Below are 23,445 nucleotides of genomic sequence, written 5' to 3'. Positions count from 1 at the left end.
AAGACAGGAATCATCATGAGACCGTTAACGCCGCGCCAAGCAGAAATTTTAGACTTAATTAAAAACAATATCGCCGAAACAGGTATGCCACCCACTCGTGCTGAAATTGCGAATCGTCTTGGCTTTAAAAGTGCTAATGCCGCCGAAGAGCATTTAAAAGCATTAGCCAAAAAAGGCTTTATCGAGATCATGCCTGGTACCTCAAGAGGCATTCGTTTACCTCATGAAGAACAGGTTGAAACCGGTCTGCCACTCATTGGACAGGTTGCTGCTGGTGAACCAATTTTGGCCCAAGAGCATGTAGAGCAATACTATCAAGTCGATCCAAACATGTTTAAGCCCGCCGCAGATTTTTTATTGCGAGTGCGTGGTGACAGCATGAAAAACATCGGCATTTTAGAAGGTGACTTACTCGCTGTACATAAAATGCAGCAAGCACGTAATGGCCAGGTTGTTGTGGCACGTGTTGATGATGACGTCACCGTAAAACGATTTGAACAAAAAGGTAATGTGATTTATCTGCATGCCGAAAATGAAGATTACAATCCGATAAAAGTAGATTTAAGTTGCCAAAGCCTAACCATCGAAGGGCTTGCCGTTGGCGTTATCCGTAATGGAGATTGGTTATGAACAAACTAATGGGCATCGCGCCACGCCACCCGGGCTTATGGGTAGATTTAACTGAAACAGAACTGCATGGCACCCAAACCATTCAAACATTACAAACTGTCACCCAAGGTGAAGCTGAACTGAGCCAATTGTGCAGCCAGTTAGCAATATTGAGCCAGCAAGGCAGATGGATTGTATTAATTAGCCCGCCCCATATTGGCTATAAACATATGCTGGCAAGTGCTGGTGTAAGAATGGATCGCATTTTACTGGTGCACACCAAAGATGAAGTCGAAACATTATGGGCCATGGAGAAAGCGCTCACTAGCGGTACATCGAGCGCAGTAGTAACTTGGACAAGCTCACTTGATGCTCGCGATAGTCGCCGTTTAGAAATTGTCGCCAAAAGTGCACGTGCATTAGGGGTGGTAATTGAAGATGTGAATGCTCACTTACCTCACAAACATCAACTTGTTAGCCCTAATTTAACAAATGGAACAAGTAATTTTTGCTCATTTCACTAAGCACGAACCCTTCATTACCAAGCCCTGTATTGAATTCAGGGTTTTTTTTCATCTTTTTTCAGCCTATTAGCCAACAAAGAGATCTTGATCAATGTTTAATCTACAAGTAATGTGGTTAACAAGGATGAAACATTTTTTATCTTTAATTGGACGTGAATGGCAGTAATCAAGATTACTTTCAAACAAATGAGCCAAATCAAAATTGATAAGTTCAGTAGTAGGTACAAGCGTGGTGCACAGCTAACAATAAAACCGTAGACCGTATGTTTACAGCCACCAAAGTACTTTGAGGTCATCAAACTTTTTTCGGGAACCGAAGAGTTTGCATAGAGCAGAGAATTACTGTGTGACTCTTCTTTGTAGTTGCTATTTGCAATTAGCAGAGGAGTAGTCTTGTGAAGCAATGGTTGTATTGTTTACTGGTGGTGTTTGTAGCATTTCCGCTTGGGGCATCAGAAATGCCCCTCAACATGACTCAAGGCGTGACAGATATCAGTGGCAAGGTTTATGACCTCCACATGACGATTCTTTACATCTGTTGTGCAATTGGGTTAGTGGTGTTTGGGATCATGATTTACTCAATGATTTATCACCGCAAATCAAAAGGCGCTGTCGCGGCCAATTTTCACGAAAGTACCAAAGTGGAAATTGCTTGGACCGTCATCCCTTTCATCATCTTAATCGGCATGGCTATTCCAGCCACCAAAACCTTGATTGCTATGGAAGATCCCAGTGATGCTGATCTCACCATAAAAATTACCGGGTCGCAGTGGAAGTGGCATTACAGCTATTTTGATAAAGACATCGAATTTTATAGCACATTATCCACTCCCAGAGCACAAATTGATGGCAGTGAGGCCAAAGGCGAACATTACCTCCTTGAAGTCGATAAGCCATTAGTACTGCCTATTAACCAAAAAGTGCGCTTCTTGATGACATCAGATGATGTTATCCATTCATGGTGGGTGCCCGCGTTTGCCGTTAAAAAAGATGCCAATCCAGGCTTTATCAACGAAGCCTGGACTCGTATTGATAAGCCTGGAACGTATCGCGGCCAATGTGCCGAGTTATGCGGTAAAGACCATGGTTTCATGCCGATTGTGGTGCAAGCATTATCGGAGGCCGATTTTGATAATTGGTTAGTGGAGCAAAAAAAACTAGCAAGCAATGCAGCTGCAGCCGCTGCGGCATCAATGTCTAAAACCTTGTCTCTTGAGGAGCTAACCTCACAAGGTGAGCAAATCTATATTGCTAGGTGCGCCGCTTGTCATCAACCCAATGGTGCGGGTCTTCCTGGTGTATTCCCATCATTAATTGGCAGCCCTATCATAAAAGGCCCTGTTAAAGATCACCTGAATATCGTCTTAAACGGTAAACCAGGTACTGCAATGCAAGCCTTTGCAAAGCAACTTAGCGCCCAAGAAATTGCCGCAGTCATTACCTTTGAGCGTAATGCGTGGGGCAATAATAGCGGTGACGTAGTTCAAGCTGCTGATATAGGCAACTTTTTAGGCAGTAACGAGGCAAGCACCGAACCAAGTAAAGCAGTAACCGATGCAACAAGTACTATTGCAGCAACGACAACTGACATTACCGATGCGGTTACCGACAAAGCCAATCAAGCTGTCGAAGCCGCAGCAGAAGCTGTTGTACCAGAGGATCTGCCCACGTTAACCTTGGAGCAATTAATTGCTGAAGGTGAGCAGGTTTATGCTACGACATGTGCTGCATGTCACCAAGCCACTGGCGCTGGATTACCAGGCGCTTTCCCTTCACTTATTGGCAGCCCTGTTGTTACTGGACCGGTTAGCGGACATATCGATATCGTTATGCACGGAAAACCAGGTACCGCAATGCAGGCATTTAGTAGTCAACTTAGCCCGCAAAAGATGGCGGCTGTGATTACTTATGAGCGCAATGCGTGGGGCAATAATTCTGGCGAAGCGGTGCAACCTGCCGATGTCGCTAGCCATGGACAGTAGGGGAAAACAATGAGCACAACAACGCACGATACACTGGCTACCGCTCATGATGATCATCATCACGGCGCTCCGAAGGGGCTAATGCGCTGGCTACTCACCACTAACCATAAAGATATCGGCTCGCTGTATTTATGGTTTAGTTTCATTATGTTTCTTACTGGCGGTGCGATGGCAATGGTGATTCGAGCTGAATTATTTCAGCCTGGATTACAGCTAGTAGAACCTAACTTTTTTAATCAGATGACCACAGTTCATGGCCTCATCATGGTGTTTGGGGCGGTGATGCCCGCTTTTACCGGGTTAGCAAACTGGTTAATTCCAATGATGATTGGTGCCCCAGATATGGCACTACCGCGAATGAACAACTGGAGTTTTTGGATTTTACCCTTCGCCTTTACCATTTTATTAGGTTCACTCTTTATGGAAGGCGGCGGCCCTAACTTTGGCTGGACATTCTATGCTCCGCTCTCAACCACCTATAGTCCTGACAGTACCGCCCTATTTGTTTTCTCCATTCACATAATGGGAATAAGTTCGATAATGGGCGCAATTAACGTCATTGTAACCATTGTAAACTTGCGAGCTCCTGGCATGACCTGGATGAAGTTACCTTTATTTGTGTGGACTTGGCTCATTACCGCATTTTTACTGATTGCGGTAATGCCGGTGCTCGCAGGTGCGGTCACCATGGTATTAACCGATAAGTTTTTTGGTACTAGCTTTTTTGATGCTGCAGGTGGTGGCGATCCGGTGATGTTCCAGCATATTTTCTGGTTCTTTGGCCATCCCGAAGTTTACATCATGATTTTACCGTCCTTCGGTATTATCTCCGCGATAGTACCAACCTTTAGCCGTAAAAAGCTGTTTGGTTACTCCTCGATGGTTTACGCCACTGCCAGTATTGCCATTCTGTCATTTTTGGTATGGGCACATCACATGTTTACTACTGGTATGCCTGTTTTTGCCGAATTATTTTTCATGTATTGCACAATGTTGATTGCCATTCCAACCGGGGTAAAAGTGTTTAATTGGGTCGCCACTATGTGGCGCGGTTCAATGACATTTGAAACTCCAATGCTGTTTGCAGTGGCATTTATCATCCTGTTTACTATTGGTGGCTTTTCGGGCTTGATGCTGGCAATTACCCCTGCTGATTTCCAATACCACGACACTTACTTTGTCGTGGCTCACTTCCATTATGTACTGGTGACTGGGGCGATATTCTCCATTATGGCGGCGGCTTACTATTGGCTGCCTAAATGGACCGGCCATATGTATAACGAAACTTTAGGTAAGTGGCACTTTTGGTGTTCGGTAATATCCGTCAACGTGTTGTTTTTCCCAATGCACTTTCTAGGCTTAGCAGGTATGCCGCGTCGGGTTCCCGACTACGCGGTACAGTTTGCCGATGTGAATCAAATTGTGTCGATTGGTGGCTTTGCATTTGGTTTATCTCAGCTAATTTTCCTTGTTGTAGTTCTCAAATGTATCAAGGGTGGCAAACCCGCTGGAGATAATCCTTGGGAAGCAGCCGAAGGCTTGGAATGGTCGATTGCCAGCCCTGCGCCATATCACTCGTTTACCACTCCACCGGAGATTAAATGAGATGACACAGCCAACAAAATCAAATCGTAAGCTATTAATCATCCTGATTGCCGGGTCAATTGGTATGTTTGGGTTTGGTTTTGCGCTGGTACCGCTTTATGACGTGCTCTGCGATACATTGGGGATTAATGGCAAACCCCAAAATAGCGCCAGTAGTTATGAAGCGGTGGTGGTTGATAAAAACCGGACCGTAACCATTGAATTTGTGACTCAAGTTCAATCAGGTATGCCATGGGAATTTAGCCCTAAAGTTAACCAAATAAGCGTACATCCTGGGGAGCTCACTCATGCACAATTTTTGGTTAAAAACCTATCGACACGTGACACTGTAGGCCAAGCAATCCCTTCGGTATCGCCAGGGCAAGGGGCGGCATACTTCAATAAAACGGAATGTTTTTGCTTTAATCAACAACCTTTGGCTGCAGCAGCAACAGCAGAACTACCACTGATTTTTTACGTGGACCCTGATTTACCAGCGTCCATTAACACATTGACTCTCTCTTATACCCTTTATGACATCACCGATAGACAGGCGATCGTCATAGAGCAAGGAGCAGCAAAATGACAACAAAGTATCAAACTTATTATGTGCCAACCCAAAGTGCTTGGCCAATAATCGGTGCTATCGGTTTATTTTTAATTGCGTTTGGCGCAGGTAATTATGTACAACAATTAACCACTGAAAAAACCTCTGGCGGTTACATTTTAATAACCGGCTTGGCCGTGATTATCTTTATGATTTTTGGCTGGTTTAAGACCGTTATTGATGAATCCATGGCTGGACTGTATTCACCGCAAATGGATCGTTCATTTAGGCAGGGAATGAGTTGGTTTATTTTTTCAGAGATTATGTTTTTTGGGGCATTTTTCGGCGCGCTATTTTATGCCCGCATGATTTCAGTACCTTGGCTGGGTGGCGCATCTAACAATGCCATGACCCATGAAGTGTTGTGGCCTGCATTTGAAGCTATGTGGCCATTGGTTAAAACACCTGATGGCACTGCAACAGAAGCCATGCCATGGACGGGTTTGCCGTTAATTAACACTATTATACTGCTAACCTCGTCGGTTACCTTGCACTTTGCTCATACCAATCTCGAAAAAGCCAATCGTAAACCTTTGATAATCTGGTTAGCGTTGACGGTAATTCTGGGTATTGCGTTTCTCAGTTTACAGGTTGAAGAATATAGCCATGCCTACCAAGAGATGGGACTTACGCTCTCTTCTGGTGTCTACGGCAACACCTTCTTTTTGTTAACCGGTTTTCACGGCATGCACGTAACGATTGGCACCCTGTTCTTGATTATTTTATTACTCAGAATTGTAAAGGGCCACTTTAGCCCCGACAAGCATTTCGCTTTTCAAGCTGGGAGTTGGTATTGGCACTTCGTTGATGTGGTGTGGTTATGTTTATTCATTTTCGTATACGTACTATAAAACCACGTATTAACGACTAATAAGGTCTGGGGTTAGGTTGAATGTAACCAAGCCCCAAAGCCACCAGCAATACCATTATAACGACAACAGAAAACAATACGCGCCGGCCGAGAAAACGACTCATTGATTGTTGATGCTCGCCCTTAACCATAATAAATAAGGCCCTACCTAAGTTAAATAATATGAATACAAGCAACGAGACTAAAACTAACTTAACGATGAAAGGTGTTGTCACAGGCAATCCTTTTAAAAGCGTGGGGGTGTCTCGCGTATTATTCGTAATCATTACTTTGGTCGTGTTTAGCTTGTTGGTCAAGTTAGGATTATGGCAGTTATCACGAGCAACCTTTAAACAAGAGTGGCAAAGCACACTACTTCAGCGTCAACAGCAACAAGCTGTCACTTATGAGGAAATGTTGGCAATAGTTGAATTGTCAGCAGCATCAACAAGCTCTCAGCCGGAGACGAAATTACTCACGGGTTACCGTCTATCGATATCAGCTAAACCAATTAACAACATGATGCTGTTATTAGACAATCAAGTGTATCAAGGCCAGGTGGGATATTTAGCGTATCAAATTTTTGAAATAACCCCTGAACAACCTTGGATATTGGTCGAGTTAGGCTTTGTACCTGCAAACAAGGACCGCCGAATTTTACCTGAACTAACCCCGTTAAAAACAAATTACTACACGCTGGTTGGCCGAGTTTATCAAAAACAACCCAACCCATTAAGTGACCGACTCGATGCAGAGCAATTAACCGATACTCATGCTCCAGTACGTTTTCAAAATATCAATATACCCGCACTCACTGACATGCTTGGCCATACGCTGACGCCTGTGGTGCTGCAACCCGACAATGTTCCAAATTATCACCTGCCTCAACCTTGGATACCCATTCCATTGTCGGCACAAAAACATCAAGGGTATGCCTTGCAATGGTTCACCATGGCAGCAGTCTTTTTAGGACTAATGAGTTGGATAGCATTTCGACAATTTCGACGCTAAGCACCGTCGTTCATAATTAACTTAACAATAATATCAAATGATAAAGAGGAGATGGAATGAACTCCCTACCGAAAAAAAGCAATAAAGCACTACTGGTCTTACTGCTGGTATTTATTTTACCGGTTGTCTTAGCCAAATTAGTGTTAAGCCTAGAGCTGTATAACGGAGCAGCAACCAACAAAGGGGCGCTGATCGCTCCCGACATAAACTACACCAACTTAGCCATGGAAAACCCTAAACCTCATGCATGGCAAGTACTGTTTTTTCTACCCGAAACCTGCAATGAGCAATGCCAAGAACGGCTGTACATTTTACACCAAAGCTATATTGCCCTGGGCAAAGATAGGGATCGTGTGACCCCAATCATTGTAGTAAACAGCCACAGTGACACCAAAATTCTCAAGCAATTAAATATCTCATTTGACCAAGCAAACGCCAATGACGCACTTGCTGCACTACTGACCAATCAACAGCTTATTATTGTCGACCCTCTCGGTAGCTTAGTCATGCAATATGACAACGTAATAGGTCACGACGCCAATATTGCTCAGGGCAAAGCCATGATTGCTGATTTACGCAAAATGCTTAAGTTGTCGAGGGTTGGCTAATGGCAATACAGCGATTAATCAAATTCACTTTAGTGTTTACCTTGGCCGTTATTTTAATGGGCGCCTATACACGTCTGTCTGATGCTGGATTAGGTTGTCCTGACTGGCCAGGCTGTTACGGCCATTTAGCGGTGCCGAGTGCAAGCCATGATTTAGCCAATATTGAAAGTCGATTTCCTGATGCTCAAATTGAGCCAGAAAAAGCCTGGCTTGAAATGATCCATCGCTATATCGCAGGTACTTTAGGGTTAATGGTTTTAGCCATTCTAATTATGTGCCTTAAACAGCCGCAAGCACCCAAAAAACTGCCCGTTTTTATTGCGGTACTCATTGTGTTTCAAGCCGCATTGGGAATGTGGACTGTCACCATGAAATTAATGCCTGTTGTAGTAATGGCGCACCTTATAGGCGGTTTTAGTTTATTCGCCTTGTTACTGCTGTTATATCTGCGGCTTAAACCATTAAGGATCCCCGGAGGTGATACCTATGCGCGTAAGCTCATTCCGTTAGCACTAGTCAGTTTTGGTGTATTAGTCATTCAAATTATACTCGGTGGCTGGACCTCATCAAATTACGCCGCGCTTGCCTGTACCACCCTGCCCATATGTGAAGGTAATTGGGTCGATAATTTACGTTTAGCCGATGCTTTTTCACCATTCCAAGGCGATCATCCCAGTTTTGAATTTGGCGTTTTAGACTATTCCACCCGCATGACCATTCATGTCAGCCATCGAATTTGGGCAGTGGTAACCGCCATAACGCTAATCGTACTTGCACTCAAATTACGCTATGCACAATCACATATAATGCGTAACAGTGGTTACTTATTAGTGTTACTGGTCATCGCTCAAGTCGGACTGGGTATTAGTAATGTGGTGATGAATTTACCTTTAGGCATCGCAGTATCACACAATGGAGGCGCAGCCTTATTGCTGCTTACCTTAGTCTTTATTAATTACGCCCTGTTGCGTAAAGCATAAGTGAGGATCAACCATGACAAAACCTCTTACTATTAGTCAGGTTCAACCTAAGATAACTCTACAATGGCGCGCCTATTTTGAAATGACCAAACCCAAAGTCGTAGCACTTATGCTGCTTACAGTGTTGGTCGGCATGTGTTTATCTGTGCCTGGCATTGTACCGTTACAACCTTTGGTTGCGGGAATGGCAGGCATTGCGATGATGGCAGGCTCTGCGGCGGCGTTTAATCACTTAATTGATCGTAAAATCGATGGTTTGATGGCTCGAACTTATAATCGTCCGCTGCCTAAAGGAAAAATCTCCAGCATTAAAGCGGCAACCTTTGCGGTGTCGCTCGGATCACTCGGCTTTGTGGTGTTATATACCTTAGTTAATCCCCTCACAGCTTGGTTAACCTTTGCCAGTTTAATTGGTTATGCCTTGGTGTATACCGCCTATCTTAAACGGGCGACCTCACAAAATATTGTCATTGGTGGATTAGCCGGCGCTATGCCGCCATTATTAGGCTGGACCGCAATAACCAATGAACTGCATGGCTACGCCTTGTTACTGGTTATTATTATCTTCACTTGGACTCCACCGCATTTTTGGGCATTAGCCATTCATCGCCGTAAAGAATATGCCAAGGTCGATATTCCAATGTTACCGGTGACACATGGGGTAGAATTTACCAAAACCTGTATTTTGCTTTACACCATTTTATTAGCCATTGCCTGCCTGCTACCCGTTTTAGTCGGCATGTGTGGTCCAATATATTTGGTGGGTTCAACGTTATTGAGTTGTGGTTTTATCTATAAAGCGTGGCAGTTAAAGTTTCATGACTATCCAGAGCTGTCTATGCAAGTCTTTAAATTCTCAATTTATCATTTAATGGTGTTGTTTATAGTATTATTAGTTGACCATTACTTTTGGGTAAACGCTTAAATTAGAAAGGAAAATATATTGAAAATAATGATAGCGGTAGGGCTAATGTTATTAGCCCTAGTGGGTGGTGTCGTTTATCAACAGACGCAAACAGAGCCTATGCCATTGGCGACCAGTTATGTATTTGAGCAGCAGCGCCCATTAGCACCATTTACATTAGCAGACCAATACGGCAATGCGTTTACTAACCAAACGTTACAAGGTAAATGGAGTTTGTTCTTTATTGGTTACACCGCTTGCCCGGATGTATGCCCTACCACTCTGAATAAACTCGCAGCGGCATATCCACAACTGCAAAAAATAGCCAGCAATGTACAAGTGGTGTTTGTGTCAGCAGACCCTAAACGTGACACTCAAGCTAAACGATTAGATTACATAAATTTTTTCAATAAAGACTTTAAAGCGGTCAGCGCAGAACACACCGACTTATTTCCGTTTAGTCGTGACTTAGGCTTTGTGTATGCCATGGTGGGAGAGGACAGTGATTACCAAGTAGACCATAGCGCATCGTATGTGTTGGTTTCGCCAAGAGGGGAAAAAATAGCAGTATTTAAACCCAAACCACAACCTGGGCAGCTCGCACAAATTCTTAATGCTGAGCTCATTGCTGACTTTAGCCAAATCGTTCAATCTTGGCGTTAGTGATTCACGGTACTGTCGTTATTCTTCGAGCCACTGACCATTATCTTGCGGGCGGATCCACGCTTGTGAGAACCAATAATAACCCGTTTTAGTTTTGCTGGGTGCTGTACAGTTATAACGTGAACGCCCTGGAGCTAAATCTGATGATGCTTGAATCGATAAGCGATTTTCACTTAACCAAATAGGTTTCTTCGGTCCTTGGCCTTGAATAAAACACATCACTTGATGTGGGTAAATATCCTGCGTATCAAGAGTTAACTCCAATTTAGGTCGCCACTTACCTGATACCAATAATGGATCGCTGATGTTCTGCTTAATCACCGGCATCGGTAAACTGGAAAACTTAACCGTTAAACTCGCTAAATCAGCATAAGCATTGGCAACCGGAAAGCGCGGTAATGCCGTTAGTGAAGCATATTCCCCTGCGGCACCAGATTGCTGACCAAAGCCAACAAAGCCCTGTTTCGCCAAAATTGCTTCTAATTTGTTAGTGTATTCACCATACGGGTAGGCAAACATTTTTACACTTTGGCCAGTACGTTTTAATATTTCAGCTTCTGTCGATAAGATATTATCTTCGACACGGGCTTGCCATTGGGCTTGGGTTTCTTTGCCTTGACGACGAATTAAATGTTCGTGTCCCCAGCTGTGGTTGGCAATCGTCACGCCTTGCTCGGATAAGGCAGTAATGTCTTTCCAACTCATCATGCCCTTGAAACCGGCATCGATGGGGGCAACAGAAATAAACACAGTGTACGGAAATTGATGTGAGGCTAGAATGGGCGCAGCATTGTTGATAATGCTGTCATAACCGTCATCGAAAGTAATCACAATACGTCTATCGGCTATTGGCGTGTTATGCTTTATTGAATCAACAGCTTCAGCTAATGAAATCACGGTAAAATCATTATCAGCCAAGTACTGCATCTGTTCAGCAAACTGACTTGGCGTGACACTCGTGCTTTTGGGGGTATTTTCCGACACGTGGTGATATTGTAAAATGACCACCGCATTGGCATCAAAATTCAATACACTCAAGCTGAACAACACCAACAATAAAGCTATTTTTTTAACCATGATTATCCATACCTATGTCAGTTAGCGCATTACTATTAAACCGCCAAAAAAATCGTCAATTATTGGCTTTAGCGACACCAATGATACTGTCGAATATCACCATTCCGCTATTAGGATTAGTTGATACTGCGGTGATTGGTCATCTTGGACAAGCTTACTATCTTGGTGGCGTAGCACTAGGCAGTACCATTATCACCTTAATGATTTGGTTACTCGGCTTTTTACGCATGTCCACCACCGGGTTAGTCGCACAAGCCTACGGTGCTAATGATACCTCAACTCAACAACAATTACTGATACAAGGTTGCAGCCTAGCATTAACCTTGGGAGTAGCTTGTGTAATATTACACTCTCCCATACTTGATTTAGCATTAAGCCTCAGCGATGCCAGCGAACAAGTGATGTTCTACTGCCGCCAATACGTCGAAATTCGAATCTGGTCACTGCCTTTTGCTCTCGTCAACTTAGTGTTATTAGGCTGGTTACTCGGACGCCAAGCGCCGAAAGCAGCCATGTGGCAATTAATTATCGCTAACAGCGCTAATATTATTCTCGATATTGTATTTGTCATCATCTTTAAATGGAATGTCCAAGGCGCTGCATTGGCATCGGTTATAGCTGATATCAGTGCTTTTTCAGTGGCATTGATTATGGTCAAACGCCAGCTAGTACATACTGGAGGGCTTAATTTAAGCCAAGTTATCGCCCATTTATCATGGCGCGGATATGCTCGTTTACTCACCTTAAACCGTGATATTTTTATCCGCAGTTTGTGCTTGCAAGCCGCCTTTAGTTTTATGACCTTTTATGGTGCCGGTTTGGGCGACAATACGATTGCCGCTAACGCAGTGCTGCTTAATTTACTCATGCTGATATCTTATGCGTTGGATGGTATAGCTTATTATGCTGAAGCCGAAGTGGGCCGCGCATTTGGTCAAAAAAATCCAACATTACTGCATGACAGTGTCGTATTGGCATTTAGCTGGTCGGCAATGGTTGCGGTGTTATTTAGCCTGCTTTTTTGGTCGGCAGGACCATGGATAATTCAGCTATTAACCAATATTGAAGCGGTACAAAACGCTGCAAACAACTACTTAATCTGGCTCATTTTTATGCCTATCTTGGCATTTGGCTGTTACCTGTTTGATGGTGTGTATATTGGTGCAGCGCACGGGAATATTATGCGAAACAGCATGATAATTGCTACCTTTGGCGTTTACTTTCCGAGTTGGTACCTATTGCAAGATTGGGGCAACCACAGCCTTTGGGCTGCGATGTCAATATTCATGCTATGCCGAAGCTTGACTCTTGGTTGGCACTATTACTACAAACTCAGATATCAACTGGCGGCCGTATAATATATTGAAGACCTTGATATAAAAATGTAACATCCAAATAACATTTTTATATCGCATTACATGGACCTTTAATGAAACGGATTTTATGGCTTGTTGTTATTAGTTTATGTCTATTTTCGCTTAGCTCATTTGCCAAACCTCTGCCTATAGAAGCCTTTGCCAGCATCCCAGATGTCCGCTTTGTTAGCTTATCTCCAGACGGTAAAAAAATTGCGTCGCTCGTACGAGTCAGTACTAATGAGCTTGAAGGCCAAGTACTCACTATTCGCGATATTCAAACCAATAAAGATATTTATCCATTACAAACTGATAATCAGAAATTTGTCATTTTATCGTTAACGTGGGCAAATAATGATGTCATCTTAATCGAGTCTAAATATCCCGCCATCCGTCGAGGTGTTCCCACAACCGAAACACGGTTAATAAAATACTCACTGAGCGACAATAAAACCTCAAGTGTGTTTTCTAATCGTTCTCTATCGCGTTTTGTCGATTTACCGCAATTACAAGCATCGGTTATTGATTATCTTGACAACGATCCAGATCATATCCTCATGCAAATTCAAGGTTTAGGTTCTAAACCACAATATGAAAGCGTCGTTAAAGTCAGTTTAAAAACAGGCGGTATCAAGACTTTACAACCAGCACGTATGCACATTGGAAACTGGTTAACCGATAGGCAGCACAAAGTGCGTATTGGCATTTATCGCGATGACACTACCTACCGTATTTACGAGCAAAAAGGAGCGGGTGAAGATCTCCGTAAGTTATGGGAGTTCGAGGCTTTAGCAGAAGACGTAATTTGGCCTATCGGTTTTGACCATGACCCTAATATCTTATATATCAGCGCCTATCATCAAGGTTTTAAAGCCATCTTTAAAGTCAATTTAACTGACCCGACATTGACTAAAGAACTCGTTTCTCACAATGAAAATTACGATGTTGAAGGCTGGCTAGTGTATTCCGCGCTAAAACAAAAGGTCATTGGTTTAAGCACCGACATTGAAGGTGAATATCTGTTCTGGGACCAAGATTATATCAAGTTGAACAATGGTCTTACAACTGCATTACCAGAGTCACATAATGTGATCACTCAGTTCAGTGATGATGAACGTCGTTACATCGTTTATGCTACTGGCCCTATTGAATCTGGTGCGTATTACTTTGGAAATAGAGATCAAAAAGCACTTTACCCTATCGCTTACCGTTACAGCCAATTACCACCAGAAGTGTTATCTCAGCCACAAACAGTCCATTATAATGCTCGTGATGGTTTAGCCATTGAAGCCTTTCTCACTACTCCAAAAGACACTGACGCCAAAAACTTACCGACCATAATTTTCCCCCATGGTGGACCTATTAGCTACGACTCAACCACGTTTGATTATTGGGCGCAGTTTTTAGCTAATCGTGGCTATGCTGTGCTACAAATGAATTTTCGAGGATCGTCAGGCTATGGCTTCAATTTCATGAGTTCGGGTCTTAAAAACTGGGGCCTAGAAATGCAAACCGACATTGAGGATGGTACTCACTGGCTTATCGAACAAGGTATTAGCGATCCTAAACGCGTGTGTATTGTCGGTGCCAGTTACGGTGGTTATGCCGCATTAATGGGCGTAGCTATCACCCCCTATCTGTATCAATGTGCCATTAGTGTCGCGGGCGTAACTGACCTTGAATATTTAGTTAAATCATCGCGTCGGTACGACAATAGCAAAATTGTTAAAAAACAAATTGGTGATGATTACGACGATTTGTATCAGCGCTCACCTATTAGCAAAGTAGCCAATATTAACGTGCCGGTATTATTAATCCACGGCACTAAAGATCGCGTGGTGCGAGTGCAACACAGTGAAGAAATGTATGATGCGCTTAAGGATTTACATAAACCCGTAAAGTATATCGAACTGGAAAATGGCGATCATTACTTAAGTAATAATGAACATCGTCTTACAACATTCATTGCAATAGAACACTTCTTAGCGACCAATCTTGGGGTAAAATAACCTCAAATAGCCCAAGTCGTCACATACGAGAATACTATGACTCAAGAATTGATTATTACCGACATTGAAGTTGGCAACGGTAAAACCGCAGTTAAAGGCGCGCTAATTACCACTCGTTATAGCGGTCGATTAGCCGACGGAAGTCAGTTTGACGCTTCAGATGCGTTTCAGTGTGTCATTGGCACCGGCAGAGTCATTAAAGGCTGGGATCAGGGTATTATTGGTATGAATGTCGGCGGCAAGCGACAACTATCAGTTCCGGCTCATTTAGCTTATGGAGAACGCCAGATTGGTGAGCGTATTCCAGCACACTCAGATTTATTTTTTGATATTGAATTACTTGAAGTACTCACTCGAGACGACTAAAACCACTAGATGGCGAAAACCTAATCGATACCAACAAAAAACGCGGCCTCATAATGAGGTCGCGTTTTTGTTTATTAGCTTTGTTAGTAGCAGTAATTCATCACGCGATTAAGCGTAAGAATGCTCGCCATGCTCATGCTCTGTCACGTCACGAACACCAGTCAATTCCGTTGGGAACATATCTAACAATTGCTTCTCAATACCATCTTTTAAGGTGATATCAACTTGCGAGCAACCGTTACACCCACCGCCAAACTGCAATACAGCAACACCAGCTTCGGTAATTTCTACCAGCATGATGTTACCGCCGTGGCTAGCAAGTTGTGGATTAATCTCTGACTGAATAATATATTCAATACGTTCAACTAATGGCGCATCTCCAGACACTTTGCGCATTTTTGCGTTAGGTGCTTTTAATGTTAGTTGCGAACCAAGCTGGTCGGTTACAAAGTCAATGCTGGCATCATCTAAAAATGGTGCGCTCTTTTCATCGACCATAGCACTAAAGCCATTAAATGGAAGTTCTACATCATCAGCTTCAGCGGCATCAGGTGGACAATAAGACACACCACACTCTGCTTGTGCAGTACCTGGGCTGATAACAAACACACGAATGTGCGTACCTTCCGGCTGGTCGGCCAATAGTTTGACGAAATGGGCCTGAGCTGTATCGGTAATGGTGATCATAAAAACCTGCTCCGTCAGGGAATACCTGAGTAAATTAGTAAGAATTAGACCTATGATACTCTGTGTTGCATTGGCTTTGTAGTGTCAGTGGGATTTGATCTCGAAAAAATGATCCAGTTCAACTTTTTTTTACCCTAAAAAAACTGCAATGCTCCATATACCAAGCGTTACAAGACATATTAATTAATTGTTTTTATTTACAAAAAATCTTGTTATTACTCAAATCGAATTAATCTAACCTCAACCTAGATTAGTCTACGCTTAAAAAGATTTAATCTAACAATCCAGGCGCTTCAGCACGCGCAAGGCACCAGGTTTGCACATGGACAAACTGCAGACTAAATAAACCTGCAATTTCATCTACGGTTGTTCCAGTAGTAACAACATCATCAATCAACGCAACACGCTGATACATCATGCTTGGTTGTAGTGCAAATGCACCATGGCAGTTTTTACGCCTCTGCTTACCCGCAAGTCCCGTTTGTGGCAACGTATCAACAATCCGAATTAAACAACGGTCATCTAGAGGAATATTCGTTAATAGGCTTAACTCTTTAGCAATGAGCCAAGCTTGATTAAAACCTCGCTGACGTAAACGATTGGGATGTAACGGAACGGGGATTAACACTTGTGGTCGCCTAATAATGCCATGCTTAATTAACAATGCGATTCGACAGGCTAGTTGCTGAGTTATCGCGTTAAGCGGTGCACATTGCTGTTGATATTTAATGGCGGCAATAACAGGTCCCAGCCCTTGATGATAACTACAAGGGGCTACCACCCAATTAGGAGTGTGTTTATTGCATTTACCACAATAAGCCTGCAGCAACGCTATTTCGCGACCACAACCTAAGCACACTTCGTGCTGATACAAACTTGCCGCTAAACACACTTGGCAAACACCTGTGAGCACTTGATTAGGGAACAATTGCTGATAACCCGTTTGATCTATCCTTTGCTGGCACAGTAAGCAACGGTTGGGTAAACTGCCTAGTAAAATGACCCTGGCACGCTGAAGGCGCTTGACGCATAAACGTAAGATATGGGTGATATCGATTGAATTATTGATTGGCGGCATTGGCTATTCATTCCATTAAATAGACTCAAAAGAGGTGTTAACCGTGAGTTTTCCTGCATTGCATATTGATACCGTAGGCTCACAAGGCCAAGACATCGTGCTATTACACGGTTGGGGTGTGAATAACCAAGTCTTTAGTCCATTAAAAAACGCATTGCACCAGTATAGAGTGCATTATGTTGATTTGCCGGGTTTTGGGTTAAGTCCCAATATCGACGGAGACATAACGCAATGGTCACAAGCACTTGCAGAGCAACTTCCACAACAGGCAATTTGGATTGGTTGGTCGTTGGGAGGGTTAATCGCTAGCCAAATTGCCATCGATTACCCAGAGTCAGTGGCTGCATTAGTCACTATTGCCTCATCACCATGCTTTATGGCCCGCGAAAGTGTTATGGCTCACGAAAAAGACGACTCAACCCTATCTTGGGCAGGTATTCAACCTGATGTATTGGCACAATTTTCAAGTCAATTAAGTCGCGATTTGTCTCGCACTGTTGAACGGTTCCTGGCAATTCAAGCCATGGGAAGTGATAATCCAAAATCTGATATCCAACAAATAAAAAGCTTAGTGTTAAGCAAACCATTGCCGACACAACAAGGCTTATCACAAGGATTGGATATGTTAGCGCAAGTAGATTTACGTGCCACGATCACTCAAATACAGCAGCCATGGTTACGAATTTGGGGAAAGTTAGATAGTTTGGTGCCGAGAAAGATTATCTCGTCATTACCAAGCAGTGACAACATTGAAGATGTGCTGGTCCACAAAGCATCCCATGCACCGTTTATTTCGCATCCCGATGCATTTTTAAACCATTTATTACCGTGGATCACAAAATACCGCTAAAAATATCTTAATAGCACTTTAGCCTTAGCCAAATGTTGTCTATAATTTAGTCAAGGCGTCGTATTGACAAGGTCAACATGATAATTACCACTCATTATCCACAAGTACCGTTAGCAACTTCGAATGTTGCGACGGATCTTGCACGAGTGGACAATCAACAAAAACCGCCGATTATCCCGCCACAAGAACCGACAAAAGAACATGCTGAACGGTCATTAAACCAACAAAATGAACGCGCTACGCCTTACATTGTCGCGGAGAAAAAACAGCAGCAAGAGCAAGCTAAACGACAACAGCAAAGTGTCACACAACAAGCGGTAGAGTCTAAAGCAATTGCCTCGCCAGTCATTCGGCCTCAAGTCATTAGAATCATGGCTAGCCAAACCCCAGCGCTGCAACGTAAAGATATTCAACTAAAAACACAATCGGCAAATGCTAAAACAACACCAGAGCCCCGTCAACGCCAAGCGCTAGACACTGGCATATCCAAAGCGACCTACCAACAATTCGGTCAACGGATTGGTCAATTTTATCAACAGCAATCCGCCCCAAATAATGAGTCTCAACTACAAATATTAGCGTGATACTTCTTTGGTAGCCATATCAGACAGTGTCGGTTTTGCCTCTGAATTAGCCGAACGATACAACATTTTGTTGTACGCTAAACTTCCCCACAATGCCCAACCTAACGCGGCTTCTGCTTGCGGTTCATTCAATGTGGTCGGAGTCAATTTTTCAGTAACAAAATTATAGGTAACACTTTCCGGTGGTAATTCAGGTTGTAAAATAGTCATTTTATTCCCCTCCAATAAACCAAAGTTTTTATCATATTGCATCATTGCTCGACCCGGCCAAGAGTCTGGCATTGTGGTTAAATCACGGCCTAGCATTGGATAGCTATCCGAAATACCCAGCAACGAAATTAACGTCGGCGACATATCAATTTGGCTAACAACACGTGGATCGCGCTTCGCATCAATCCCATCACCTAATATAAGCCCAGGAATACGAAAACGTGACACAGGTATTAGTGCTGCGCCACCCACTCGACTGTCATGATCGGCCACAACGAGGAATAAGGTATCTTTCCAGTAATCTGATTTTTTAGCTTTTTTGAAAAACTCACCCACGGCATAATCGGCATATTTCACCGCGTTATGCATGGTATATTGCGGCTGTTCGTACAACTCAATACGGTCATCTGGGAACTCATACGGATCATGATTACTTGAACTAAACACTAAACTAAAGAACGGTTTGCCCTCTTTGTGCATCCGCGAAAACTCTTCATCCGCTCTAAACAATAAATCCTCATCAGACACCCCCCAAGACGCCACAAACGCGGGGTCTTTATAGTCACCTTGATCAACTATATCGGTAAAACCATTGCCTAAAAAGAAGCTGCGCATATTATCAAAATGGCTTTCACCACCATAAATAAACTGCGTGGTATAGCCATGTTGCTTCAATAAATCAGCAATGGTAAAAAAGCCTGTTTGACTCTTCCCTAGTTTCACCACGGCGCGTGCTGGCGTTGGCGTAAAACCGGTTGTTACCGCTTCAATACCTCTTACCGAACGCGTACCAGTTGCGTATAAATTTTCAAAAAACCACCCTTGTTTAGAGAGTTCGTCAATATTAGGCGTTAACGGTAAACCACCTAAACTTCCCACAAAGCGCGCACCTAAGCTTTCTTGTAAAATGATCACAAGGTTCTTTGGTTTACCGGTATAGCTGGCTTGATTAAATGACAACGTCGGTATGGTTGATGAGGTAAATGCACTCAGTGGCCGACCGCTTTCACGACGCACAATATCGATCACTTTTGCGTCCGCTAACTTGCCATACACTTTCGATGCATCTTCTTCGTTATTCATTTGCGAAATAGCAAAAAGGAGTGAAAAAGATGAATTTAACACCAAAGAATTAACTAAAGGATCATCAGAAAATGCCACCAATGAAGGATTAAGAGGTCGATGCCCTAACGATGAACGCGCACCTAGCACCGTAATAGCAATGACGATAACGGCAAGCACTGGACGCCAATACCATTTAGGAAAACGAATATATTGCGTTAATTTTCCACTTAACCACCAGCCACCCCATAAGGTACCCACGGTGATTAGCGCCGATAAAATAAGCTCGCCTTTACGCCCTGCCCATAACATCGATAACACTTCTTTTGGATAAACCAGATATTCAACATATAAACGGTTAGGTCTAAAACCATATTCAGCAATAAATGACGGCGATGACGCCTCAAGAAAAACCACCACCCATAAACCTAGTGTGAGCCATACGCGTAATATCGTCAGCCAAACACGGCCGACTAAATGCTCACCGGCAAACACTACGGTTCCGAGCGCTGCAATACCCCACAACCAACATAAAGAGGCAAAATCTACCCGTAAACCTTGCAATAAAATGTAGCCCCAACCTTGGGCATCGGATACCCGCTCAGCTTGCCATAAAGACATGCCAATACGGCTCAAACTCATAATAAGCAGAGAGATAACACTAAATATAACAATTGCTTGAAATAAATTATGCGAGGTCTTTTGTGTACTGAGTTCACTTGAACTACTACCAAGACCAAAGAAATTGACAGCCATTTATTGCTCCAAAATTATTATTATTTTTAGGCTTCATATGCAATTAAGTCCGCAACAAGCTAGCCCAAATGTAATAACATAATTACTGGGTAATAGACTAGTATGTGTATCTTAAGGGCAACTTAAGCTTATCGTGTTACTGAAAACCTTGTTTACTCAACGATTTTAAACAAGATTTTTTGTTATATTTTCAATATCATCATCGTAAACGGGCTACGAGAAGACACAGTAACAAAAACCATCTGAGCCTAAGACCTTAGCGAAGATATTAAGTTCAGGGCGTAATAACATATATTAACATCTTATTTACAGTCGGTTAAATTCTGTTTTTTAAAAAGGTTTTTTGCATCGACTTACACCATCGCCGCATGGTCACTCGGAATCAACACAGTAAACATAATTTTGTCTTCCGAAACCAATTCAAAACTAAACTTAAATCCATTCACTTTGGCAATATTTTCAACGATGGCCAATCCTAATCCATGCCTTTCGCTATTTGATCGCGATTGTTCAGCCTGGAATAACGGTAGCGTAAGTCGCTCTAAATCATTCGCATTAATACTGGTCACTAATTGATTTTCAACACTAAAACTTAATCCTTTATTATCAGAAACTAACCTTATTTTAATCGATGACTTTGGCGGACTGTAGTACAGTGCATTATCAAATAAATTGGTCAAGATAAGGTGCAAAGAAAACTCATCGACAAGGCAGCTTTGATCCAAAACACTATTTTCAATATTCAAACGAGAATGAATAGTCGAGTACTTAAATGCCAACTCATCAATAACCTGGCCCATCAAGGTTTTGATATTGATATGCTGGCGATGTAGATTAATATTTTCAGATGTGGCTTGTTGCAATAGTAGTAAATTATTGACTATGGTTTTCATCCGTAAACTAATGCTGAGTACATCTTGTTTATAGCTCACGCCAATACGCTGATCATCCGGATAACGAATATAAATTTCACTCAAACTAATCAACTCACTGATGGGTGTTTTCAGTTCATGAGCGATATCGGCAGTAATGCGCTTTTCTGTTTGTAAGTATTGTTGGCTAATTTTGACAAATTTATTCAGTTCATTACGAATTGGTTCAATTTCGAGATAACGTTCAGACTCATTAGACAGTGGGATGTATTTTTTAGTGACATCGACGCTTTTTAGCGACACGTTTAATTCGTTCAACGGGGTCAAACCACGATGAATAACCTTCACTACGGCCCAACGGATCAACACAATCACCAGTAGTAAGCCAATGGCTAAACTAGAGTCGATGATCACCAAAATTTGCGACAAATCTTCAGTGGTAATGGCTATGGTTAACCACATGGGTTCGACTGTATCCATCATTGACCGATTAGTTTTAGGCACTTGCGGCTCAAAATACGACACCATCGCCCTGCCGTTTCGACCATCTGGTAACACTACATCTGCAAAAAAAGCACTGTTGAGTGGAATGTCTTTTTTAAGTAAATCTACACCCTCGAAATTACGCAACGACTCAGAACGTTCAAACACGCTTGAGCCTTGCCACAATTGAAAAAAGCTTGCTTTAGTCGAGATGCCAAATTCAGGCATAAACTCGCCAGCAAAATCAAATTCGGTGCCTTCTGGAGTCACTTTAACTAAGGTCTTTAGGTAGTTAGACTTGTCTGTTAACGCGCTATCAAACTCAACATCGACCCAATTATCGATACTGATATCAATCGCCAAAAACACCAAAATCAACATGGTTGATACCACATAGGTCATGGTATTGACTAAATTGGTGGTTAACGATCTCATTAATGTTCACCCACAAAATAGCCAAAACCACGTTTGTTTTTTATCGGTAGCGTCACCCCTACGGCTTTAGCTTTTTTACGCACGGACGATAAATGAGCCTCGATGGTGTTTTTTGATAAATGATTAAATGAACCCACGACTGCTTCACTGATTTGTTCAGGATTAAGTACTTGCTTAGGGTTACTAAATAAATATTCAACAATTTTAAATTCGTTTTTAGTCAGATCGATATAATGGCCATCTGCATGAAGTGATTTGTTACTTGTGTCTAAAACAAAATTAGCAATACAAATAGTTTTAACTTGTTGATTGAGTTCACCACGGCGACCAAGAGTCACGAGTCGGGCTTGTAATTCGTCAAACGAAAATGGTTTACACAGATAATCATCGGCACCCGCCAATAAGCCAGTAACACGATCTTCAGCTTGTGATTTAGCCGATAAAATAATGACCTTAGATTGATTACCTAATTTACGAATACTCTTAAGTAAACTCAGACCATCTACATTAGGCAGCATGAGATCCAAAATAATGAAATCATAAGAATTAGTGAGCGCCATACTTAAGCCCTCAGAACCATCACCGGTTTCATCAACGGTATAACCTAAATGATCCAAACCAACTCTAATGCCGCGACGCAGCGCTTCAGAGTCTTCAATTAACAACACTTTCATTGAGTGTCCTTTATCATAATTGCGCCTATATCCATATTACGAGTGATGCAGTCCAAACGAAGTAACCTAAACTCGGGATAACAAACTACCATTCGCAAACTTATTTCTATGCTATCCATAGCGATAAGTTAACAGCCGACACGTTGCGGGCAGATTAACTGTTTACGAGTCAATTATGCCCATAAAACAACCCACCAAACAATCGTTGCCATCAGCATGCTGAGAAACACAAATGCAGAGGCTATATCTTTGGCTAGCCCAGATAACTCATGAAACTCCAGGCCAATACGGTCAACCACCACTTCTACTGCAGTGTTAACCAGTTCTGCAAACAATACAAATAGCAACGCCAGCACTAACATGGCAGATTGCGCTGCACTAATATTTGCCATACAAGCAAATACAGTTAATGGAATAAACAGCATTAACTCTTGCTGAAATGCCGCTTCATTACGGCACATCCACTTTAAACCATTAAAGGTATGTTTACAGGTATATAACAAGCGCATAATGCCATGGCGTTTCACCACAATTTTGGGTTGCTTGGCTGTCGCGTTCTTTGCCGTATTCTTTGTAACATTATCATCTGATGTAGACGATGAAACTGAAATTGTCATCGGTATAT

The 23,445-nt window shown here is 42.6% G+C and carries 24 protein-coding genes; 16 read left to right on the top strand and 8 right to left on the bottom strand.

Annotated features, from left to right (window positions below; genetic code table 11):
- Nucleotides 1-15 precede the first annotated feature (15 nt).
- The 6 genes from lexA to AAEY97_RS03365 all read left to right on the top strand — a co-directional run bounded on the left by lexA (nt 16) and on the right by AAEY97_RS03365 (nt 6,157).
- Entirely contained in the window at nt 16-630 is a 615-nt protein-coding gene (gene lexA, locus AAEY97_RS03390) for a transcriptional repressor LexA (RefSeq protein ID WP_059745867.1), read from the top strand.
- On the top strand, nt 627-1,133 hold the full coding sequence (locus AAEY97_RS03385) for a cell division inhibitor SulA (protein ID WP_350996592.1): 507 nt from the start codon (nt 627-629) through the stop codon (nt 1,131-1,133). Before lexA ends, AAEY97_RS03385 begins: the two co-directional genes overlap by 4 nt.
- Nucleotides 1,134-1,528: 395 nt before the next feature.
- The gene (gene coxB / locus AAEY97_RS03380; protein WP_350996589.1) at nt 1,529-3,115 is read left to right on the top strand and encodes a cytochrome c oxidase subunit II; all 1,587 of its coding nucleotides are present in this window, start codon (nt 1,529-1,531) and stop codon (nt 3,113-3,115) included.
- A gap of 9 nt (nt 3,116-3,124) precedes the next feature.
- The gene (gene ctaD, locus AAEY97_RS03375; RefSeq protein ID WP_101084886.1) at nt 3,125-4,720 is read left to right on the top strand and encodes a cytochrome c oxidase subunit I; all 1,596 of its coding nucleotides are present in this window, start codon (nt 3,125-3,127) and stop codon (nt 4,718-4,720) included.
- 1 nt (nt 4,721) lies between these two features.
- Nucleotides 4,722-5,285, top strand: coding sequence for a cytochrome c oxidase assembly protein (locus AAEY97_RS03370; RefSeq protein WP_162022071.1), 564 nt, complete (start codon nt 4,722-4,724; stop codon nt 5,283-5,285).
- The gene (locus AAEY97_RS03365) at nt 5,282-6,157 is read left to right on the top strand and encodes a cytochrome c oxidase subunit 3 (protein WP_162022070.1); all 876 of its coding nucleotides are present in this window, start codon (nt 5,282-5,284) and stop codon (nt 6,155-6,157) included. The genes AAEY97_RS03370 and AAEY97_RS03365 overlap by 4 nt, the downstream gene beginning before the upstream one ends.
- 16 nt (nt 6,158-6,173) lie before the next feature.
- Here the strand turns inward: AAEY97_RS03365 and AAEY97_RS03360 are convergent, their stop codons facing one another.
- On the bottom strand, nt 6,174-6,392 hold the full coding sequence (locus AAEY97_RS03360) for a DUF2909 domain-containing protein (RefSeq protein ID WP_041412724.1): 219 nt from the start codon (nt 6,390-6,392) through the stop codon (nt 6,174-6,176).
- Here AAEY97_RS03360 and AAEY97_RS03355 point away from each other — a divergent pair.
- From AAEY97_RS03355 to AAEY97_RS03335, 5 genes are read left to right on the top strand one after another with little or no spacing between them, the layout of a single operon-like run.
- Nucleotides 6,340-7,167: an SURF1 family protein gene (locus tag AAEY97_RS03355; RefSeq protein ID WP_350996585.1), complete on the top strand. Its 828-nt coding sequence runs from the start codon at nt 6,340-6,342 to the stop codon at nt 7,165-7,167. The two genes, AAEY97_RS03360 and AAEY97_RS03355, sit on opposite strands and share 53 nt — an antisense overlap.
- A 56-nt stretch (nt 7,168-7,223) precedes the next feature.
- Nucleotides 7,224-7,775, top strand: a complete 552-nt coding sequence (locus AAEY97_RS03350) for a redox-active disulfide-containing membrane protein (RefSeq protein ID WP_350996583.1) — start codon at nt 7,224-7,226, stop codon at nt 7,773-7,775.
- Nucleotides 7,775-8,755, top strand: a complete 981-nt coding sequence (locus tag AAEY97_RS03345) for a COX15/CtaA family protein (RefSeq protein WP_101084880.1) — start codon at nt 7,775-7,777, stop codon at nt 8,753-8,755. The genes AAEY97_RS03350 and AAEY97_RS03345 overlap by 1 nt, the downstream gene beginning before the upstream one ends.
- A 13-nt stretch (nt 8,756-8,768) precedes the next feature.
- Nucleotides 8,769-9,680 (top strand): heme o synthase, encoded by a 912-nt coding sequence (gene cyoE / locus AAEY97_RS03340; RefSeq protein ID WP_101084879.1) that lies wholly within the window; start codon nt 8,769-8,771, stop codon nt 9,678-9,680.
- 27 nt (nt 9,681-9,707) lie between these two features.
- A complete protein-coding gene (locus AAEY97_RS03335; RefSeq protein ID WP_502959432.1) occupies nt 9,708-10,322 on the top strand; it encodes an SCO family protein in 615 nt (204 codons plus the stop codon).
- An 18-nt stretch (nt 10,323-10,340) separates the two neighbouring features.
- On the opposite strand, the gene AAEY97_RS03330 is transcribed toward AAEY97_RS03335, so the two are convergent.
- On the bottom strand, nt 10,341-11,399 hold the full coding sequence (locus AAEY97_RS03330) for a polysaccharide deacetylase family protein (protein WP_350996581.1): 1,059 nt from the start codon (nt 11,397-11,399) through the stop codon (nt 10,341-10,343).
- A 14-nt stretch (nt 11,400-11,413) separates the two neighbouring features.
- On the opposite strand from AAEY97_RS03330, the gene AAEY97_RS03325 reads away from it, so the two are divergent.
- The 3 genes from AAEY97_RS03325 to AAEY97_RS03315 all read left to right on the top strand — a co-directional run bounded on the left by AAEY97_RS03325 (nt 11,414) and on the right by AAEY97_RS03315 (nt 15,129).
- Nucleotides 11,414-12,757 (top strand): MATE family efflux transporter, encoded by a 1,344-nt coding sequence (locus AAEY97_RS03325; RefSeq protein ID WP_350996578.1) that lies wholly within the window; start codon nt 11,414-11,416, stop codon nt 12,755-12,757.
- Between the two features lie 71 nt (nt 12,758-12,828).
- Complete coding sequence (locus tag AAEY97_RS03320) at nt 12,829-14,763, top strand: alpha/beta hydrolase family protein (RefSeq protein ID WP_350996575.1); 1,935 nt, start codon at nt 12,829-12,831, stop codon at nt 14,761-14,763.
- 36 nt (nt 14,764-14,799) lie between these two features.
- On the top strand, nt 14,800-15,129 hold the full coding sequence (locus tag AAEY97_RS03315; protein WP_011635735.1) for an FKBP-type peptidyl-prolyl cis-trans isomerase: 330 nt from the start codon (nt 14,800-14,802) through the stop codon (nt 15,127-15,129).
- A gap of 108 nt (nt 15,130-15,237) precedes the next feature.
- Here the strand turns inward: AAEY97_RS03315 and nfuA are convergent, their stop codons facing one another.
- The gene (gene nfuA / locus AAEY97_RS03310) at nt 15,238-15,816 is read right to left on the bottom strand and encodes a Fe-S biogenesis protein NfuA (protein WP_101084874.1); all 579 of its coding nucleotides are present in this window, start codon (nt 15,814-15,816) and stop codon (nt 15,238-15,240) included.
- A 271-nt stretch (nt 15,817-16,087) separates the two neighbouring features.
- A complete protein-coding gene (locus AAEY97_RS03305; RefSeq protein WP_350996572.1) occupies nt 16,088-16,894 on the bottom strand; it encodes a ComF family protein in 807 nt (268 codons plus the stop codon).
- Between the two features lie 43 nt (nt 16,895-16,937).
- On the opposite strand from AAEY97_RS03305, the gene bioH reads away from it, so the two are divergent.
- Together bioH and AAEY97_RS03295 are read left to right on the top strand one after the other, a co-directional pair.
- A complete protein-coding gene (gene bioH, locus AAEY97_RS03300; RefSeq protein WP_101084872.1) occupies nt 16,938-17,744 on the top strand; it encodes a pimeloyl-ACP methyl ester esterase BioH in 807 nt (268 codons plus the stop codon).
- Nucleotides 17,745-17,821: 77 nt separating this feature from the next.
- Nucleotides 17,822-18,328 (top strand): hypothetical protein, encoded by a 507-nt coding sequence (locus tag AAEY97_RS03295; RefSeq protein ID WP_350996569.1) that lies wholly within the window; start codon nt 17,822-17,824, stop codon nt 18,326-18,328.
- Here the strand turns inward: AAEY97_RS03295 and AAEY97_RS03290 are convergent.
- The 4 genes from AAEY97_RS03290 to AAEY97_RS03275 form a co-directional block, all read right to left on the bottom strand.
- Nucleotides 18,320-20,356: an LTA synthase family protein gene (locus tag AAEY97_RS03290; protein ID WP_350996567.1), complete on the bottom strand. Its 2,037-nt coding sequence runs from the start codon at nt 20,354-20,356 to the stop codon at nt 18,320-18,322. The genes AAEY97_RS03295 and AAEY97_RS03290 overlap by 9 nt on opposite strands.
- A 353-nt stretch (nt 20,357-20,709) precedes the next feature.
- Nucleotides 20,710-22,146, bottom strand: a complete 1,437-nt coding sequence (locus AAEY97_RS03285) for a sensor histidine kinase (RefSeq protein WP_350996566.1) — start codon at nt 22,144-22,146, stop codon at nt 20,710-20,712.
- On the bottom strand, nt 22,146-22,820 hold the full coding sequence (locus AAEY97_RS03280; RefSeq protein WP_101084868.1) for a response regulator transcription factor: 675 nt from the start codon (nt 22,818-22,820) through the stop codon (nt 22,146-22,148). The genes AAEY97_RS03285 and AAEY97_RS03280 overlap by 1 nt, the downstream gene beginning before the upstream one ends.
- Nucleotides 22,821-22,993: 173 nt before the next feature.
- The gene (locus AAEY97_RS03275) at nt 22,994-23,437 is read right to left on the bottom strand and encodes a diacylglycerol kinase (RefSeq protein WP_350996565.1); all 444 of its coding nucleotides are present in this window, start codon (nt 23,435-23,437) and stop codon (nt 22,994-22,996) included.
- Nucleotides 23,438-23,445 lie beyond the last annotated feature (8 nt).

Source organism: Shewanella sp. TB7-MNA-CIBAN-0143, from assembly GCF_040310065.1.
Classification (GTDB): Bacteria; Pseudomonadota; Gammaproteobacteria; order Enterobacterales; family Shewanellaceae; genus Shewanella.
The sequence above is the reverse complement of the archived record's forward strand: the minus strand, read 5'-3'. Positions and strand labels throughout refer to the sequence as shown.

Coding starts and splice junctions, on each gene's coding strand:
- AAEY97_RS03315 (WP_011635735.1), top strand. CDS start 14,800: ATGACTCAAGAATTGATTATTACCGACATTGAAGTTGGCAACGGTAAA.
- AAEY97_RS03385 (WP_350996592.1), top strand. CDS start 627: ATGAACAAACTAATGGGCATCGCGCCACGCCACCCGGGCTTATGGGTA.
- AAEY97_RS03325 (WP_350996578.1), top strand. CDS start 11,414: ATGTCAGTTAGCGCATTACTATTAAACCGCCAAAAAAATCGTCAATTA.
- AAEY97_RS03365 (WP_162022070.1), top strand. CDS start 5,282: ATGACAACAAAGTATCAAACTTATTATGTGCCAACCCAAAGTGCTTGG.
- AAEY97_RS03285 (WP_350996566.1), bottom strand. CDS start 22,146: ATGAGATCGTTAACCACCAATTTAGTCAATACCATGACCTATGTGGTA.
- nfuA (WP_101084874.1), bottom strand. CDS start 15,816: ATGATCACCATTACCGATACAGCTCAGGCCCATTTCGTCAAACTATTG.
- AAEY97_RS03320 (WP_350996575.1), top strand. CDS start 12,829: ATGAAACGGATTTTATGGCTTGTTGTTATTAGTTTATGTCTATTTTCG.
- AAEY97_RS03290 (WP_350996567.1), bottom strand. CDS start 20,356: ATGGCTGTCAATTTCTTTGGTCTTGGTAGTAGTTCAAGTGAACTCAGT.
- AAEY97_RS03370 (WP_162022071.1), top strand. CDS start 4,722: ATGACACAGCCAACAAAATCAAATCGTAAGCTATTAATCATCCTGATT.
- AAEY97_RS03280 (WP_101084868.1), bottom strand. CDS start 22,820: ATGAAAGTGTTGTTAATTGAAGACTCTGAAGCGCTGCGTCGCGGCATT.
- ctaD (WP_101084886.1), top strand. CDS start 3,125: ATGAGCACAACAACGCACGATACACTGGCTACCGCTCATGATGATCAT.
- AAEY97_RS03305 (WP_350996572.1), bottom strand. CDS start 16,894: ATGCCGCCAATCAATAATTCAATCGATATCACCCATATCTTACGTTTA.
- lexA (WP_059745867.1), top strand. CDS start 16: ATGAGACCGTTAACGCCGCGCCAAGCAGAAATTTTAGACTTAATTAAA.
- AAEY97_RS03350 (WP_350996583.1), top strand. CDS start 7,224: ATGAACTCCCTACCGAAAAAAAGCAATAAAGCACTACTGGTCTTACTG.
- AAEY97_RS03345 (WP_101084880.1), top strand. CDS start 7,775: ATGGCAATACAGCGATTAATCAAATTCACTTTAGTGTTTACCTTGGCC.
- AAEY97_RS03275 (WP_350996565.1), bottom strand. CDS start 23,437: ATGACAATTTCAGTTTCATCGTCTACATCAGATGATAATGTTACAAAG.
- cyoE (WP_101084879.1), top strand. CDS start 8,769: ATGACAAAACCTCTTACTATTAGTCAGGTTCAACCTAAGATAACTCTA.
- AAEY97_RS03295 (WP_350996569.1), top strand. CDS start 17,822: ATGATAATTACCACTCATTATCCACAAGTACCGTTAGCAACTTCGAAT.
- AAEY97_RS03335 (WP_502959432.1), top strand. CDS start 9,708: ATGATAGCGGTAGGGCTAATGTTATTAGCCCTAGTGGGTGGTGTCGTT.
- AAEY97_RS03355 (WP_350996585.1), top strand. CDS start 6,340: ATGAATACAAGCAACGAGACTAAAACTAACTTAACGATGAAAGGTGTT.
- AAEY97_RS03330 (WP_350996581.1), bottom strand. CDS start 11,399: ATGGTTAAAAAAATAGCTTTATTGTTGGTGTTGTTCAGCTTGAGTGTA.